Raw genomic sequence first — 15,357 nt, forward strand, 5'->3', positions numbered from 1 at the left:
GAGGAGGTGTTTAGAATGCGAATTGTCATGGGTGCAGATCACGCCGGTTATCAACTAAAGGAAAGGCTAAAAGAAAACCTCATAGAACTTGGGCATGAAGTGGTGGATAAGGGGACAAATTCCATTGAATCGGTTGACTATCCCGACTATGCAGCTGAAGTTTGCACTGATATTACGAAGAATGGTGGCTTTGGCATACTCATCTGTGGAACTGGTATCGGTATGAGCATAACTGCCAATAAGTTTCCCGGAATACGAGCGGCACTTGCCTATGACCTTTATGCAGCAAAGAAAGCTCGCCAGCACAACGATGCGAACGTGTTATGTTTGGGCGGTAGGGTCTTAGGTCCAGACTTAGCTATGGAAATTGTGCAGACCTTCTTGAATACCTCTTTCGAGGGAGGTAGACACTTAAGAAGGATAAGGAAAATAGAAAAAATCGAGGAGAGAAACCTGAATAAAGGATGTGAGGCCTAAATGAGATATGACCACATTGAGGAGGGAGATCCAGAAATCTTCGAGCTTATGAGGCGTGAGTCTTTGCGTCAGAATAGGACGCTGGATCTCATAGCCTCAGAAAACTTGGCTTCTGAGGCAGTTTTAGAGGCTACAGGTTCCATCTTCACAAATAAGTATGCAGAGGGTTATCCGAATGCGCGCTACTACGGTGGGTGCGAGGTGGCAGATCAGGTTGAGATATTAGCCATAGAAAGAGCTAAGAAGCTTTTTGATGCTGATCACGCCAATGTGCAGCCACACTCTGGGTCCCAAGCAAATCAAGCTGTTTATTTGGCTTTTCTCAAACCTGGGGATACAATACTCTCCATGTCACTGGCTGCTGGAGGTCACCTTTCTCACGGTGCACCTGTTTCCATGACAGGTAAGTGGTTTAATATTGTTCATTACGGGGTTGACCCAAAAACAGAAACTATTGATCTCAATGAGGTAGAAAAACTAGCTTTGGAGCATAAGCCAAAGCTTATCATTGCAGGAGCTTCAGCCTACCCCAGGTTCATCGATTTCCAGGGTTTTAGAGAGATAGCGGACAAAGTAGGCGCGATTTTTATGGTAGATATGGCACACATAGCTGGCTTGGTAGCTGCAGGGGTACACCCGAGCCCTGTACCATTTGCTGACGTGGTTACTACTACAACCCACAAAACGCTTAGGGGCCCTCGGGGTGGACTCATACTATGCAAGGCAGAACATGCGAAAGCCATTGATAAGGCGGTTTTCCCCGGGGTGCAGGGAGGGCCTTTGGTTCACATTATTGCGGCGAAGGCGGTGGCATTTAAAGAAGACTCTGAGCCTTCTTTTAAAGAGTATTCTGCTCAAGTAGTAAAGAACGCCAAGACCATGGCCGAGACTTTTGCTTCTAAGGGTGTAAGGGTAGTAACAGGTGGAACAGATAATCATCTCATGCTTTTGGATGTCACATCAGTAGGGCTGACCGGTAAAGAAGCAGAGGAGCTGCTAGCAGAGGTTGGTATCGTCGTCAACAAAAACGCTATTCCTTTCGACAAACTTCCTCCACGAGTAGCTAGCGGCATCAGGATTGGCACGCCTAATATTACTACGAGGGGATTAAGGGATGAAGAATGCAAACTTCTTGCTGAGCAGATGAGCGAGCTCTTCATCACTAAGAGCGAAAAAGTGAAGGCTGAGATCAAAGGCTTGGTGCAGGAACTTACAGAGCGTTACCCAGCATACAAGGGGTGGTCATAAGTGCTTAGTGTGGTCGATCATCCCCTAATTAAATACAAGGTTTCCTTGCTTCGGGATAAGAATACAGGACCTAAGGAATTCAGAGAGCTGGTGCAGGAACTGGCAATGTTTCTCACTTACGAGGCGACTAAAAACTTAGAACTCACCGAGCAAGTAGTGGAAACCCCGTTGGCTACGACAACGGGGTTTGTTCTGTGTAGGAAGATTGCCATCATACCCATCTTAAGAGCGGGGCTTACCATGGCTGAAGGAGTGCTTAAGGTCATTCCGAATGCAAAGGTAGGACATATCGGTTTGTACAGGGATCACAAAACCTTAATGCCTGTGGAGTATTATGCAAAACTCCCCATAGGTATTGAGGATATGGTTTGCATCATAGTGGATCCCATGCTCGCTACTGGCAATTCCATTCGATACACCATAGATCTTCTTAGACAGCAGGGTGTTTCTCAAATAAAAGTGCTTTCCATAATCGCGGCGCCTGAGGGTATAGATAATGTACTTTCTTGTGGCGACATTGAGCTTTACCTTGCCGCAAAGGACGAGAGACTGAACGACGAAGGTTACATCCTTCCCGGATTGGGTGATGCCGGTGATAGACTTTTCGGCACAAAGTGAACTTTACGTTCTTGGTCTCTTAGCAGGAGTGGGTAGCTTCTTTTTAAGCTGGGTGCTTACTCCTTTAAGTATTAAATTTGCATGGAAATATGGCTTTTTGGATTATCCCAGTGAGCGAAAAGTTCACCAGGATGCTACACCCAGGGTTGGAGGACTGGCAGTAGTACTGGCCTTCACCTTGGGTGAACTTTTGTTTTGGCACGCTGCGCCGCCTTTGGGCTACGGTGTACTCATCACAGTGGTGTTGTTTTTCTTTGCCATGCTCCTCGATGATAAATATGACCTTCCTGCTTGGGTGAAGTTTTTGGTCCAAGTAGGATGCTCGGCTGCTGTGGTATTCATGGGTGTGAAGATAGGTGTAGTCACTTTGTGGGGCGGCCGGTATGCGGTTTTCCCAGACTGGTTGTCGATCGCCATATCTGTTTTGTGGCTGGTACTTCTCTCAAATGCTATAAACCTTATAGACGGGTTAAATGGTCTTTCTTCTGGGATTAGTGCCATAGTTCTGATTTTTGCGAGCATCATAACGTTCAAGAAAGGAATTTTTACTGTGGGCTTAGATGCATTGATATTAGCAGGTGCGGTTTTAGGATTTCTACCCTATAACTTTCCTGAAGCAAAGACCTTTATCGGTGATTGTGGTGCTCAAACGTTGGGTTTTATACTGGGCATATTGTCCATTGTTGGCACGTTCAAGAGCACTGCTGGAATTATCTTTTTTGGTTTTTTGCTACTTCTCTTTTTGCCTGTGGAAGATACGCTTTCTGCATGGTTTAGGCGCCTTGCAGCTGGGCAACATCCATTTACCGCAGACAGGAAGCACTTACATCACAAGTTGCTGGATTGGGGACTAACGCCTAAGCAAGTTGTGCTCTTAATGTACTGTGCTACAATTGTTCTTGGTATAATCGCACTTTTATTGATGGGGTGGGTAAGCTGAAGAAAAAGATTGGTTTGGTTGTAGGGACACGTCCCGAAGCCATAAAAATGGCTCCTGTTTACTTGACTTTAAGAGAGTTTTTCGAAGTGGACTTCATAGCCACCGGACAACACAGAGAAATGTTTTACCAAGGTCTTAGTCCATTTGGGATAAAACCAACAGTTGACTTGATGATCATGGAGGAAAGTCAGTCGCTGGAATCAGTTTTGTCGAAAAGCGTTACAGGATTGTCAACCTTGTTTAAGGAGCAAAAATACGATTTGGTATTGGTGCACGGTGATACCACAACTACGCTTGGCGGTGCTTTGGCAAGCTTCTATAACAGAATTCCATGCGCACATGTGGAAGCCGGGTTACGCACTGGTGACCTGAGCTACCCCTACCCAGAGGAAGCTAATAGAGTTCTTACAGACGACCTATGTGATATTCTTTATCCACCTACTCAGCTTTCGTGGGAGAACCTTGAGCGTGAGGGCTTAGGTAGTAAAGACTGTTTGGTTACAGGTAACACGGTTATTGATGCCCTCATGATAATTCAAAACAAATGGGGTATAGAAACTACAAAGAAGGAGAATCTGGTAGTAGTAACGGCACACCGCAGGGAAAACTGGGGGTCACCTTTGGAAGAGATTTGCCATGCTATTAAGGATCTAGCGTTAGAATTCACCGATTACAGGTTTGTATTCCCAGTTCACTTAAACCCTGCTGTTAGAAAGACTGTTTTTGGTATTTTGCAAGATGTGGACAACGTGGAACTTACAGATCCTTTGGAATACGATGAGTTTTTAAGACTGTTGTCTAGGGCGAAAGTGGCTTTAAGCGACAGCGGCGGCATACAAGAAGAAGGGCCTCATTTTGGTGTGCCAGTAGTTCTTCTGCGGCATGTGACCGAGCGACCCGAAGGTATACCGAGAAAGATGGTATTCCTTGCTGGTCCTGACGAAGAAAAAATAAAAGAATACTTTCATTTTGTGGTTCAGAATAGGTGGTGGGAATACGTTATGAATCAATCCAACCCCTATGGAGACGGTAGAGCATCTGAAAGGATTGCATGTCATCTGGCTAGCCGTTTTGGTTTGAGTAATGTTGTTATTCCCCGATTTGAGGAGGTGTTTTGAAGATTATGAGTGTTTTAATTATAGACGGTGGAATTCCCTTAAAGGGAAAGGTAACGGCTCAAGGTTGTAAGAACAGTGCATTAGCCATTCTAGCTGCAGCGGCCCTGTGCGAAGATAGGGTGTATTTGACAAATGTTCCGGACATTGGCGATGTGAAAACAATGATGTCTATTCTAAGATCTTTGGGATACAAAGTAACGTGGGGCAGTGGCCTTACCATAAAACCAGGTGTTATTAAGAATTATGACCTTACCCACACGGGAGCAGGGTCCATAAGAGGGTCTCTGCTTTTCTTAGGAGCATTACTTGGCCGCCTGGGGAAAGTGGTCCTCCCTATGCCGGGAGGCTGCAACATTGGAACAAGGCCAATTGACCTTCATTTGAAAGGTCTCAGCCTGATGGGTGCAAGTCTGGATATTCAAGGTGGAAACATTGTAGGAGAAGCTCCCAGTGGGCTGAAAGGAGCATATGTTTACCTGGATTTCCCCAGTGTGGGCGCTACCGAGAATATCATGATTGCTGGTGCTTTAGCCAGTGGAGAAACCACAATTGAGAACGCAGCTCAGGATCAGCAAGTTGTTGAGCTAGGTAAGTTTTTAATGGCTTGTGGCGTGAAAATCCATGGGCTTGGAACCAAGGTTATACGTATTAAAGGGAAGAAAGAGATAGGTGGCGTCACCTTTAGAATATCAGGAGACAGCATTGAAGCTGGTACTTATGCCATAGCAGCTGCGGCGACAAGAGGTTCCATAACAGTGGATGGCGTAGACGTTACGTTTCTCAGGCCACTACTTTTCAAACTGCAAGAAGCAGGCATAGAAGTAGTCGTAACAAATGGCCATGAGGTCACGGTACTGCCCAGCCCTCGTCCCAAGGGAATAACGATTAAGACTATGCCTTTTCCGGGTTTCCCCACTGATTTGCAACCTCTAATGATGTCACTTCTGGCCACAGCTGAAGGTAGATCAGTAATTACAGAAACTGTGTACGATGGAAGAATGGGGCATGTCAGTGAACTTTGGAAAATGGGAGCAAACATCGAAGTAGAAGGCAATACCGCCATCATTACTGGCGTGGAAAAACTTACTGGTGCACCTGTTGTTGCTAACAATCTTAGGGCAGGTGCGGCTTTGGTGGTAGCAGGCTTGTCTGCGGAAGGTAGAAGCGTTGTTTACGGCATGGAGCACGTAATGCGTGGTTATTCCAACATTCATCAAAAACTAAGAGCTTTAGATGCCAAAGTTGAACTCGTAAGCGATGAAGAAGCAGTCAATATTGCTTGAAATTGATAAAAGTGCAGCTCCTGTAATTGCTGTAAAAGGACCACTACGGGAATGGCTGCACGAACTTAAAGTTTCTCTCAGGGTAGGTAAACTTAGGAGAAAGAATTGCGATGTTTATTATTGGGATAGAGGAAAGATCGTCTACCGTGATAAGGCGATTCTCATAGTTCCAGAAGAGCTTCGTGATGCTGCTTTGGAAGCTGGTTATAAGCCTTGGCAAATATACACGCTACCTAGCTCTGAGTCTGACATACTTTTCATGCTAAAGCAAGTAAGTTGGAGGAAAAAGCAGGGCTACAGATGAAAAAAGTGCTCATGGTAGGATACTGGGGCGGTTTCAATGTAGGTGATGAAGGTTTCTTAGAAATAGTGTTGCCCAGACTGAAGCACAAAGCTCATATAACGGTTGCATCTAAGAATCCTGAGAACACCACGAAGAGCTTCAATGTGAGATCTGTAAAGGCTGAACCACTTACATTAGTTCGAGAATTGCTTAGAAATGACATTGTTTTAGAGGGTCCAGGAGGCTTATTCCAAGACGCTACCAGTTTTAAAAGTTTGTTTTATTATTTTCTGCCTCCGTTTTTGGGCAAACTTTTCGGTAAAAAGGTCTATCTCTATGGCATTGGCATAGGTCCCATAAATCGAAGCATAAGTGAAAGGCTTACCTTAAAAGCATTTCGCATGGCGGACGGTAAGTACGTTAGGGACGCGTATTCGTATGATTGGTTGCAGAGTCGTGGAGTGTCTTGCGATTTGGCTGCAGATGTAGTTTTTACGGTGGCAGGTGAACATTATTATGGATATAACCCAATGTTTGATTCAGTTCTTTATATTCCGAGTCACAAATGGGAAAACTTGGACGTAGACCAAGTAGATGGTAACATGGTCATATTCTTCCCTGGTAAAGATCTGCCAATGACAGCTGCAGCACGTGGCACCTACATAGATGGCTTAGAGCTGGGCGTATTGGAAATTGTGAGCTTATTTAAGCAATACAAAGGAGCCGTAGTAGGCAGGCTTCATGCGGGCATACTGGCCACCATTGCAGGCCTTCCTTTTGTTGCCATACCCTATGACGTAAAGTTGACCGAATATGCAAGAGAATTAGCTGCGACCTTAGGTGTACCTCAGGATGCTTTATTAGCAAAGAATATAACAGAGGCAAAAGCGAAACTGGCCGCGCTACTCAAGGACTCTGAGAAAATCAGCAATGAATTGGTGCGTTTTTCCATTGAACAAAAGAAAAGAGCCGAGGAAATGATGGCTGAAATTGAGAGGGCCGTGGAATGAAAAAGGTCATTTTAGTCGATAGCAATTCCCTGCTTTACAGATCTTACTACGCTTTGCCCAATCTTAGTACAAAGGATGGATTCCCAACTGGCGGGATCTATGGTTTTTTGCGCATTGTGTCAAAACTACTCACTGAAGCTCACAGCCATTTTATCATTGTGGGCGACGCCAAAGGGGTCTTGGCTCGCAGCTTGGTTTTTAAAGAATACAAGACCAATAGACCGAAGGCTCCTGATGAGCTTTCACTGCAAAGAGAAAAGTTACCTGACATATTGGGCGCACTCTCTTTACCATACATTGTGTATGAAGGGAAAGAAGCTGATGATACCATCTCCGCACTGACGCACTTTTTCGAGCGGTGGGGTTTTCAAGTGGAAATCTATACTTCAGACACTGATATGATGCAGTTAATCTCTCAAAATACAACTGTGGTTACGTTTAAGAAGGGTATTACACAAGTAAAGCGTTACGATTATTCCACGTTTGTTGAAGAGTTCGGATTTACTCCAGAACGCTTTGTGGACTACAAATCTTTGGTGGGAGACAGTGCTGATAATATACCTGGGGTAAATGGAATCGGACCTAAGACAGCCAGTAGCTTGATAAAGGACTTTAGTAGAGAGGAACTACTTAGCAAATTTGGTACCGTGCTTGAAAGAAATTTGCAGCTAATCACTTTGGAGGATTTTCCTATACCGTATAGCGTTCTACTATTAAGGGTCAAGCCTTCTGCTGAGTTGAAGGTTCTTGAAGAGTTTGAATTCAACTCCTTAATTACGCCCTTCTTGAAGGTTCTAGGTACCCGAAAAGTACAGGTGAGTTTGTTCGGTCTTGAAGACATAGACAGGTTGCCCTGGCAATGCCTTTCTGATCCTACTGCTGTGGAAGAACCTTTTCCCTTCGCCTTCGTAGAAGGAGAAGACCCTATTAGAAGCGCTAATATGCTCTACGCTCAAAGGTTTTTGAAGAGGAATGATCTCGGGGAATCTCCGATAAAAGTTTTTCTAGATGGCGAAGTAAGAGATATTGCTGTCGATGAAGTTTTAGCTCTGTTGAACGCCGCTACCAATGTAAGCTTAGAAGGTGATCTTTTACGGCTGGAGCAATAGTTACGTTGGGCATTGGTGGTTGGATTGGTGTTGGCAAGAGCACTATTTGTTCCTTCTTTAAGGAAGAACTGTGTGCAGATGTGTTAAGTTTGGACTCTATAAGCCATGAGCTCTATGAAGTACCCGAGGTTTCTTCGGCTTTGAGAAACGCTTTTGGGACGTCGGTGCGTAGTGAAATTGCCATGAAGCTAACAGAAGATCCTTCTTTATGGGAGGATTTGGACAACATTTTTAAACCTTATCTTATCAAGGAAACGTTAAGACGGCACCAAACATCTGCTTCATCTTTACGTATCATTGAGGGTAGTTTGGTGCTAAAACTGGGTTTACAAGAAATATGTAATTTAGTAGCTTGGGTAACTTTCCACCCGCTGGAAGAGGCTATTAAACGTAGCTCCATACGAATGGGTAAACCTTTTTCTTATTCTTTAAGCATTTTGCAGAGGCAAATTGAAACAAACATTTTTGATCCTTCAAAAGTAGATGTACTCTTGGTGGGGAGTTCGGAGAAAAACTCCAGGAAGCTGTATGAAGAGCTCAGAACGCATCTGCACTTATGAGTTACCTTTTGGCCTATGGCTCCTTCTACTTACTGATGAGGAGCGTTTAGTTCGTACGTGGTTGCAGGACAGTAAACCTAACGCTGAGGAAATTCGCAGTGGCGTATTAAAGGATTTTTTGGATAAGTATTCTTCTGGCCTATGGGAACCCTCATTTGTTCTGAACTTGGTTGACTGGAACATGTTCACAGAGAAACGAGCTGAGGTGTACCGCACTTTAACCACCGCAGTTCCTATGGGGAGCACTATTACCTACGGACGTTTGGGAAACATTTGCAACTGTTCTCCTCGAGCTGTTGGATCTTACATGAGAACGAACAAGTTTCCCATAATCATACCTTGTCATCGAGTAGTGGGACAAAAAAGCTTGGGTGGATACTCACCTGAGGTACAATGGAAGAGGGTCATATTGGAGTGGGAATTAAATAATGCAAAAAGTAATAGTGGTAACCGGACTTTCTGGAGCTGGTAAATCTACAGTTTCTAAGGCGTTAGAAGACTTAGGCTACGTAGTAGTGGATAACGTGCCTGTGGATTTGCTACACAATCTGCTGGAGCTTTACGAGGCAAAGAATCAAGAGCAGTTAGTGGCTGTGGTTGTTGACAGTCGTAGTTTGCGACACCAAGGAGAGGTTTCGAAGTTTGTTGCTGATCTGAAAGACTTAAAGAATAGGATGCCATTAGATGTCATTTTCTTGGAAGCTAGTACCGATACGTTGCTTTCCAGATTTAACTTAACTAGACACTTGCACCCGTTGGTTCATGCCACAGGTAGTCGTATAGCGCTCATAGAAGCTATTGAAAGGGAAAAAGAGCTTATGTCGGAACTTCGTGACGTGAGCGATGTAGTTTTGGACACGACAGGGATGAAAGAACGGGATTTGGTTTATCAGGTTGAGAACTTCATAGGGAAAGACAGGGGACCAGAGTTTTACTTAATCAGTTTTAGTTATCAACGAGGACTTCCTACTAACGCTGACATGATTTATGACGCAAGGGTATTTCAAAACCCCTATTATGTGGATGAACTTAGAACATTAACTGGTCTTGATGACTCTGTTGCTGAATATGTTAGGGCAGACCATAACTACGGGCGTTTTTTAGACCTTTGGGTTGAACTAGCTGAAAGAAGTTACAATGAACACATAAAAATGGGTAAACCCTATTTGGTTATAGGTGTGGGCTGCACTGGAGGACAACACCGAAGTGTTTTGGTGGTTAGGGACTTGAGCGACCAGCTTACAAAAAATGGCCACAAGGTCATCACGTGGCACCGCGAGTTAGGTAGTGTCAATTAGTGAAAATTTCTGGAACGAAATCTCTACTTTAGAAATTACTGACCCATTGTCCGAATTAACAGGTTTTTTGTTGGGTTCAGGGGAAATAGACTTTCAGGGTAATGTATTCGTAAGTTTTAGGCGGGCACAGCCTGTGAGAAGAGCTATTGAGATTATGGAAATGTTACAGGGCACATATGAAGTTCAGTTTCATAGAAGACGGTCCACCTCTTCACGCCAAACTTATGTGGTAAAAAGTCATCTTCCTAAAGAAGTTTTTGGCTCAGTTTCTTGTTTGGTCACTGGTAATCTTAACTGGCATGTCATAAGGGGCATAATGTTAAGTACTGGTTATCTGTCCGATCTTAACCCGTGGTACCACGCTACTTTGGATGTGGAAGTCCTTGAACAGGCTCGAAGGGTGGAACAATGGCTTTCGAAACGTGTGGGAAGAGTTTATCTCCTTACTAAACAGAGTACTAACACTATTCATTTGAGATCTTTTGAAGCGCTTTACAGGTTTGTTGACGGCTTAGGTGCTGTGAAAACCAGAGAAGAGATATATGCACACCATTTTATGCGGGAGAAGAAAATCTCGGCTCAACGGTTGGCGAACTGCGACAACGCTAACCTGAAACGTCAAGTAACAAAGTATGAATACCACAAGAAGCTCTTTGAAACCGGTGATTTGACCAAGCTCACTGACGTTGAGTTTTCTATTCTGAAGCTTCGTGCTGAACACCCAGAATTCTCCTATGGAGACATTGCTGAAAAGCTTGGTGTGTCCAAGAGCAAAGTGGCTCGAACCTTAAGGAAGATTGAGGAAAAGCTAAGTGGCTAGTAGGGGTAAGGGAAAGCAGAAGCCAAAGGCGAAACAACGTCTCACTTTGAAAGGGAAACAAACGCTCAGGCCTTACCTTTCCGAGGGACTTGAACTTCCTTTTACGGAATTCTTAGTACGTTATGGTGACTTTGGTCCCGAAGAGTTAGTTGAGGAGAATATTTCTTCAAGACAGGGTGAGACAATCGATTGGGATATGGTAGAAGCACAAGTTGACATGCTATTTGATGACGAAGAACTCAACATCGCAAATGAATTACTCGGTTCGCTGGATCACCTCGGTTACCTAGGCATTGACCTAAGCGACCTAGCTAAGCAGCTTAAAGTGAACGAAGAATATGTAGATCAGGTTAGAAAGAAACTGATGAGAGAAGTAGAGCCATTTGGACTCGGTTCAGTAAGCCAACGAGAATTTAAGCAACTGCTAAAGGAGTTGAACCTGGATTCGCGTGATCATCCTATCGACTTACCAGAGGAGCGACTTAGAGTTACTACTCCTGATTTTGCTTTAGAACTTGTTGATGGCAAGCTCGAAGTTAATGTTAGTGAAAAATATGAATATCTCATACAGAATACACAAGGTATTCCCAGAATGGTTGCTGAATACAGAAAAGACTTAATAATGAGGCTTGCTAACTTCCTTGTGCAGCATTGCGGAGAGAAGATTCTTGAGCATAAACCTTGCTTTGTGACACTTGATCATGCGGCTCAAGAGCTAGGGGTTTCCAAATCCACAGTATCGCGTTTAGTGAGAAGTAAGGCATTTACTTTTGGAGGCAGAGTCTATCCCGTGGAACACTTCTTTGGCAGAAGTGTGAAGGGCGTACCACAGGAAGAACTCATGCTGGAAATAATTGACATATTAAAATCAATGCCCACTGCTACTGATGCACAGGTGTCCCAACTTCTAAGGCTTCGTAGAGGATGGAAGTTTTCTCGGCGTACGGTGAATAAATACAGACACATGGTTGCGGAATATTTACAGGATTAAAAAGAAGAATCGCATAAAAGTAGCTTAACTCATGTTTTTGTGATTTATAATACGATTTACTATGGAGGTGACAGAAATGGCAAAAGTTGGTATAAACGGTTTCGGGCGTATCGGTAGGCAAGTATTTAAGTCCTTATTCGAAAGGTATCCTGAAATTGAAGTAGTAGCAGTCAATGACATCACAGATACGAAGACATTGGCTTTCCTGCTTAAGTACGACTCCACATATGGCCAGTTCAATGCAGAAATTGGCTACGATACTGACCATATAACAGTGGACGGGCATCAAATAAAGGTATTTGCTGAGAAGGATCCTGCTAACATACCATGGAAGGATCTGGGCGTTGAAGTGGTTATCGAATCCACAGGATTGTTCACTAAGGCAGAGAAAGCTAGAGTTCACATTGATGCAGGTGGAGCCAAAAAAGTGATTATATCGGCGCCTGCAGAGGGAGAAGATATTACCATAGTACTGGGGGTAAATGAAGACAAGTACGATCCGGCAAAGCACAACATCATAAGCAACGCGTCATGCACTACCAACAGTTTGGCCCCAGTAGCTAAAGTCATAAATGACAAATTCGGCATTGAAAAAGCTCTAATGACAACCGTACACAGTTACACCAACGACCAAAGAATCTTGGATCTTCCTCATAAAGACCTCAGGAGAGCTAGAGCGGCTGCTCTTAATATAATTCCAACTTCAACGGGTGCTGCAAAGGCCATAGGCAGGGTTATTCCCGAACTCAACGGTAAGATGCATGGTATCGCACTAAGGGTGCCAACGCCTACAGTGAGTATTACAGACCTTACAGCTGTTCTTAGCCGTGAAGTTACTACGGAAGAGGTTAATAATGCATTTAAGGAATATGCCGAAGGACGAATGAAAGGGATTTTGGGTTATACAGAAGAGCCGCTTGTCTCCATGGACTTCAAGGGAACAACGTTCTCCACAGTTGTTGATGGACTTAGCACGTTTGTCATCGGTGGCAACCTAGTAAAGGTTTTGGCCTGGTATGACAACGAGTGGGGTTATGCCACCAGATTAGCCGATTTGACGAACTTCGTCATTGAAAGAGGTCTATAAGATGAAGCTAAGAAGCATCCGAGATGCAGAGGTCAGAAATAAGCGCGTCATTGTTCGAGTGGACTTCAATGTACCTTTGGATGCCGAAGGCAACGTGGTAGATGATTTCCGCATAAGAGCGGCTTTGCCTACCATTGAATATCTTGTGGAAAATGGAGCAAAAGTCATCCTCATTTCGCACTTAGGCAGACCTAAAGGAAAAAGAGATAAGAAATACAGCTTGGTGGGTGTTGCAAAAAGACTTGCTGAGCTTCTTCACAAAGAGATTCTTTTTGCTCCTGACGTGGTAGGCGAGGAAGTTGAATTGGCTGTGAACGGCTTAAGATCTGGCGATATTCTGCTCTGCGAGAATGTAAGATTCCACGAAGAAGAAGAAAAGAACGATGCTGAGTTTGCAAAGAATATAGCAAGCTTGGGTGAGATTTTCGTAAACGATGCCTTCTCAGCTAGCCACCGTGCTCATGCCACTGTAGAAGGCATAACTAAGTTCCTTCCATCCTATGCGGGCTTTCTCATGGAAAAAGAAGTTAACTATTTATCCATGCTTACAGAGAATCCCCAGCGGCCCTACTACCTCGTGCTAGGAGGTGCGAAAGTAAGCGACAAAGTGGCACTTTTGCAGAATCTATTACCGAAAGTTGACGGTATGGTCATAGGTGGAGCCATGGTATTCACTTTCTGGAAAGCTCAAGGAAAGGAAATTGGCAAATCGATAGTGGAAGATGATTTGGTCGGATTCGCCAAGGAACTATTGGAGCAGGCTACTACTCAGAACAAAGAAATAGTCCTTGCGAAAGACTTTGTGGTCGCTGATGAAAACAAAGAACACGTGGAAATTAAAGCCATTAGCGATTTCGGGCCAGCTGATATCGGCTACGACATAGGTCCTGAAAGCATCAAAGAGTTTAAGAATGCATTGGTCAAAGCCAGAACAGTCTTTTGGAACGGCCCTTTGGGGCTTTTTGAGGACGCAAAGTTTGCTGAGGGTACAAAGCAAGTAGGCGCATTCCTTGCAGATTTCCCTGGTACCGTGGTAGTGGGCGGTGGAGATACTGCCAATGCTGTTAGGGAGATGGAGCTTTTCGAGAAATTCGCTCATGTGAGCACTGGTGGAGGAGCATCATTGGAATTCCTTGAAGGAAAAGTGCTCCCCGGTATTGCGCCACTTGTAGTGGAGGGTTGATCACTTTGAGATACGTTTTTGGCAACTGGAAGATGAACGGTACCTTGGCTTTTGCCGAGGAGTACGTAAACAAACTTTTGGGAGAAGTGCGGCCTGCGTCAGTGCAGGTCGCACTCTTTCCTCCTTTTACTGCTCTAAGCAGTTTTCAATATCTTGTTAAAGATAGCTTTTTGAAATTCGGTGCTCAAAACATGTATTACGAGGATTCCGGCGCCTTCACAGGAGAAGTGTCACCTGTTATGTTAAAGGAGATTGGTGTGGACTATGTACTCATCGGTCACTCCGAGAGGCGTCACATTTTTCTTGAGAATGATGAGATGCTAATGAAGAAAGTTGAAGCAGCTCACAGGCATGATATACCGGTAGTGTTTTGCGTCGGCGAAACACTTGAGGAAAGGCGCACTGGAGCCACTAAAGATGTTTTGAAGCGTCAACTTATCTTGGTACAGGACATTCTAAGCAGAGGAGACATTGTTGCCTATGAGCCTGTATGGGCCATAGGAACGGGCGTGACCCCGACCATGGACGAAATTAGGGAAAGTATCTCCTGGGTGAAGGAATTATTAAAAGCAGACTTACCTGTTCTTTACGGGGGCAGTGTTAACAAAGGCAATGCTGTTGATATTTCCGAAGTGTCTGGGGTGGATGGAGTTTTGGTAGGTGGAGCTAGCCTAAAAGTTGAAGAATTTGCTATTATAATAAAAGCGTTCGACCAGAATATTTAGCTGCGAGGTGTTTAGCTGATGAAACAAGTGATCATGATTGTGTTAGGAATAGTGTCCTTTGTGCTTTTGCTGCTTATAACCCTACAAGAGCCAAAGGAGGAAGGTTTGGGAGCAATTGGTGGCTCTGCCTCAATGTTTCACGGTGCTTCACCAAGAAGTAAGTTGTTCGACAAACTTATCATAGGTTTTGGTGTTGCCTATGTGCTGCTAGTTATTTTAGCGGTAGTGCTAAAATAGTAGTTGTCAGCAATATGTAACTGGCGAAGCATCAACAAAAAAGAAGTTAATAGCACGCTTGTTTAGTCATGCTGGCTAGGCAATGCGCAAGTAGGAGGTATGGAAATGGATAAAGAGATTAAGCGTAAAATTATTGAAGAGTATGCAACGCATTCTGGAGACACCGGATCACCTGAAGTGCAGGTGGCATTGCTTACGTACAGGATTCAAAACCTGACAGAGCACTTGAAGAAAAACCCGAAGGATGTGCATTCCAGAAGAGGTCTAATTCTCATGGTAAGTAAACGTAGAAAGTTGCTTAACTACCTAAAAGAGAAGTCTCCAGAACGTTACCAGACTTTGATTCAGCGCTTAGGGTTGAGACGTTAGT

19 protein-coding genes are annotated in these 15,357 nt (G+C 44.2%); all 19 read left to right on the forward strand.

Translation table 11 applies throughout. The features are described from left to right. Positions 1 to 15: 15 nt before the first annotated feature. The 19 genes from rpiB to rpsO all read left to right on the forward strand — a co-directional run bounded on the left by rpiB (position 16) and on the right by rpsO (position 15,356). On the forward strand, positions 16 to 477 hold the full coding sequence (rpiB, locus tag COPRO5265_RS03325; RefSeq protein ID WP_012544546.1) for a ribose 5-phosphate isomerase B: 462 nt from the start codon (positions 16 to 18) through the stop codon (positions 475 to 477). Continuing rightward, complete coding sequence (locus tag COPRO5265_RS03330) at positions 478 to 1,725, forward strand: serine hydroxymethyltransferase (protein ID WP_012544404.1); 1,248 nt, start codon at positions 478 to 480, stop codon at positions 1,723 to 1,725. Next, positions 1,726 to 2,343: a uracil phosphoribosyltransferase gene (upp, locus tag COPRO5265_RS03335; RefSeq protein WP_012543769.1), complete on the forward strand. Its 618-nt coding sequence runs from the start codon at positions 1,726 to 1,728 to the stop codon at positions 2,341 to 2,343. Continuing rightward, positions 2,312 to 3,283, forward strand: a complete 972-nt coding sequence (locus COPRO5265_RS03340; protein ID WP_012544117.1) for an MraY family glycosyltransferase — start codon at positions 2,312 to 2,314, stop codon at positions 3,281 to 3,283. The genes upp and COPRO5265_RS03340 overlap by 32 nt, the downstream gene beginning before the upstream one ends. After that, complete coding sequence (gene wecB / locus COPRO5265_RS03345; RefSeq protein ID WP_012543553.1) at positions 3,271 to 4,401, forward strand: non-hydrolyzing UDP-N-acetylglucosamine 2-epimerase; 1,131 nt, start codon at positions 3,271 to 3,273, stop codon at positions 4,399 to 4,401. The genes COPRO5265_RS03340 and wecB overlap by 13 nt, the downstream gene beginning before the upstream one ends. Before the next feature lie 5 nt (positions 4,402 to 4,406). Then, complete coding sequence (gene murA / locus COPRO5265_RS03350) at positions 4,407 to 5,684, forward strand: UDP-N-acetylglucosamine 1-carboxyvinyltransferase (protein ID WP_012544788.1); 1,278 nt, start codon at positions 4,407 to 4,409, stop codon at positions 5,682 to 5,684. Beyond that, positions 5,659 to 5,988 (forward strand): hypothetical protein, encoded by a 330-nt coding sequence (locus tag COPRO5265_RS03355; protein ID WP_012543879.1) that lies wholly within the window; start codon positions 5,659 to 5,661, stop codon positions 5,986 to 5,988. The genes murA and COPRO5265_RS03355 overlap by 26 nt, the downstream gene beginning before the upstream one ends. Further along, on the forward strand, positions 5,985 to 6,977 hold the full coding sequence (gene csaB, locus COPRO5265_RS03360) for a polysaccharide pyruvyl transferase CsaB (RefSeq protein WP_012543463.1): 993 nt from the start codon (positions 5,985 to 5,987) through the stop codon (positions 6,975 to 6,977). The genes COPRO5265_RS03355 and csaB overlap by 4 nt, the downstream gene beginning before the upstream one ends. Beyond that, on the forward strand, positions 6,974 to 8,086 hold the full coding sequence (locus COPRO5265_RS03365; RefSeq protein ID WP_012544116.1) for a 5'-3' exonuclease: 1,113 nt from the start codon (positions 6,974 to 6,976) through the stop codon (positions 8,084 to 8,086). Before csaB ends, COPRO5265_RS03365 begins: the two co-directional genes overlap by 4 nt. A gap of 5 nt (positions 8,087 to 8,091) precedes the next feature. Then, the gene (locus COPRO5265_RS03370) at positions 8,092 to 8,646 is read left to right on the forward strand and encodes a dephospho-CoA kinase (RefSeq protein ID WP_012543967.1); all 555 of its coding nucleotides are present in this window, start codon (positions 8,092 to 8,094) and stop codon (positions 8,644 to 8,646) included. Continuing rightward, a complete protein-coding gene (locus COPRO5265_RS07360; protein WP_012544626.1) occupies positions 8,615 to 9,118 on the forward strand; it encodes a methylated-DNA--[protein]-cysteine S-methyltransferase in 504 nt (167 codons plus the stop codon). The genes COPRO5265_RS03370 and COPRO5265_RS07360 overlap by 32 nt, the downstream gene beginning before the upstream one ends. Beyond that, the gene (rapZ, locus tag COPRO5265_RS03380; RefSeq protein WP_012543981.1) at positions 9,075 to 9,944 is read left to right on the forward strand and encodes an RNase adapter RapZ; all 870 of its coding nucleotides are present in this window, start codon (positions 9,075 to 9,077) and stop codon (positions 9,942 to 9,944) included. The genes COPRO5265_RS07360 and rapZ overlap by 44 nt, the downstream gene beginning before the upstream one ends. Further along, complete coding sequence (gene whiA, locus COPRO5265_RS03385) at positions 9,934 to 10,764, forward strand: DNA-binding protein WhiA (RefSeq protein WP_083760221.1); 831 nt, start codon at positions 9,934 to 9,936, stop codon at positions 10,762 to 10,764. Before rapZ ends, whiA begins: the two co-directional genes overlap by 11 nt. Then, positions 10,757 to 11,755, forward strand: a complete 999-nt coding sequence (locus COPRO5265_RS03390; RefSeq protein ID WP_107763609.1) for an RNA polymerase factor sigma-54 — start codon at positions 10,757 to 10,759, stop codon at positions 11,753 to 11,755. The genes whiA and COPRO5265_RS03390 overlap by 8 nt, the downstream gene beginning before the upstream one ends. Before the next feature lie 76 nt (positions 11,756 to 11,831). After that, positions 11,832 to 12,842 (forward strand): type I glyceraldehyde-3-phosphate dehydrogenase, encoded by a 1,011-nt coding sequence (gap, locus tag COPRO5265_RS03395; protein WP_012544352.1) that lies wholly within the window; start codon positions 11,832 to 11,834, stop codon positions 12,840 to 12,842. A 1-nt stretch (position 12,843) separates the two neighbouring features. Next, on the forward strand, positions 12,844 to 14,025 hold the full coding sequence (locus tag COPRO5265_RS03400) for a phosphoglycerate kinase (RefSeq protein WP_012543521.1): 1,182 nt from the start codon (positions 12,844 to 12,846) through the stop codon (positions 14,023 to 14,025). 5 nt (positions 14,026 to 14,030) lie between these two features. After that, positions 14,031 to 14,750: a triose-phosphate isomerase gene (gene tpiA / locus COPRO5265_RS03405; protein ID WP_012544357.1), complete on the forward strand. Its 720-nt coding sequence runs from the start codon at positions 14,031 to 14,033 to the stop codon at positions 14,748 to 14,750. Between the two features lie 18 nt (positions 14,751 to 14,768). Continuing rightward, positions 14,769 to 14,987 carry a preprotein translocase subunit SecG gene (gene secG / locus COPRO5265_RS03410; RefSeq protein WP_012543662.1) on the forward strand — a complete coding sequence of 73 codons (219 nt, stop codon included), beginning with the start codon at positions 14,769 to 14,771 and terminating at the stop codon, positions 14,985 to 14,987. A 105-nt stretch (positions 14,988 to 15,092) separates the two neighbouring features. After that, the gene (rpsO, locus tag COPRO5265_RS03415; RefSeq protein ID WP_041735658.1) at positions 15,093 to 15,356 is read left to right on the forward strand and encodes a 30S ribosomal protein S15; all 264 of its coding nucleotides are present in this window, start codon (positions 15,093 to 15,095) and stop codon (positions 15,354 to 15,356) included. Position 15,357: the final 1 nt, after the last annotated feature.

The sequence above is a fragment of the Coprothermobacter proteolyticus DSM 5265 genome (assembly GCF_000020945.1).
GTDB classification, from domain to species: domain Bacteria; phylum Coprothermobacterota; class Coprothermobacteria; order Coprothermobacterales; family Coprothermobacteraceae; genus Coprothermobacter; species Coprothermobacter proteolyticus.

Bases quoted from the DNA above. Each gene is read 5' to 3' on its own strand.
- rpiB (WP_012544546.1), top strand. From the start codon at position 16: ATGCGAATTGTCATGGGTGCAGATCACGCCGGTTATCAACTAAAGGAA.
- COPRO5265_RS03330 (WP_012544404.1), top strand. From the start codon at position 478: ATGAGATATGACCACATTGAGGAGGGAGATCCAGAAATCTTCGAGCTT.
- COPRO5265_RS03340 (WP_012544117.1), top strand. From the start codon at position 2,312: ATGCCGGTGATAGACTTTTCGGCACAAAGTGAACTTTACGTTCTTGGT.
- murA (WP_012544788.1), top strand. From the start codon at position 4,407: ATGAGTGTTTTAATTATAGACGGTGGAATTCCCTTAAAGGGAAAGGTA.
- COPRO5265_RS03355 (WP_012543879.1), top strand. From the start codon at position 5,659: ATGAAGAAGCAGTCAATATTGCTTGAAATTGATAAAAGTGCAGCTCCT.
- csaB (WP_012543463.1), top strand. From the start codon at position 5,985: ATGAAAAAAGTGCTCATGGTAGGATACTGGGGCGGTTTCAATGTAGGT.
- COPRO5265_RS03365 (WP_012544116.1), top strand. From the start codon at position 6,974: ATGAAAAAGGTCATTTTAGTCGATAGCAATTCCCTGCTTTACAGATCT.
- COPRO5265_RS07360 (WP_012544626.1), top strand. From the start codon at position 8,615: ATGAAGAGCTCAGAACGCATCTGCACTTATGAGTTACCTTTTGGCCTA.
- rapZ (WP_012543981.1), top strand. From the start codon at position 9,075: ATGCAAAAAGTAATAGTGGTAACCGGACTTTCTGGAGCTGGTAAATCT.
- gap (WP_012544352.1), top strand. From the start codon at position 11,832: ATGGCAAAAGTTGGTATAAACGGTTTCGGGCGTATCGGTAGGCAAGTA.
- COPRO5265_RS03400 (WP_012543521.1), top strand. From the start codon at position 12,844: ATGAAGCTAAGAAGCATCCGAGATGCAGAGGTCAGAAATAAGCGCGTC.
- secG (WP_012543662.1), top strand. From the start codon at position 14,769: ATGAAACAAGTGATCATGATTGTGTTAGGAATAGTGTCCTTTGTGCTT.
- rpsO (WP_041735658.1), top strand. From the start codon at position 15,093: ATGGATAAAGAGATTAAGCGTAAAATTATTGAAGAGTATGCAACGCAT.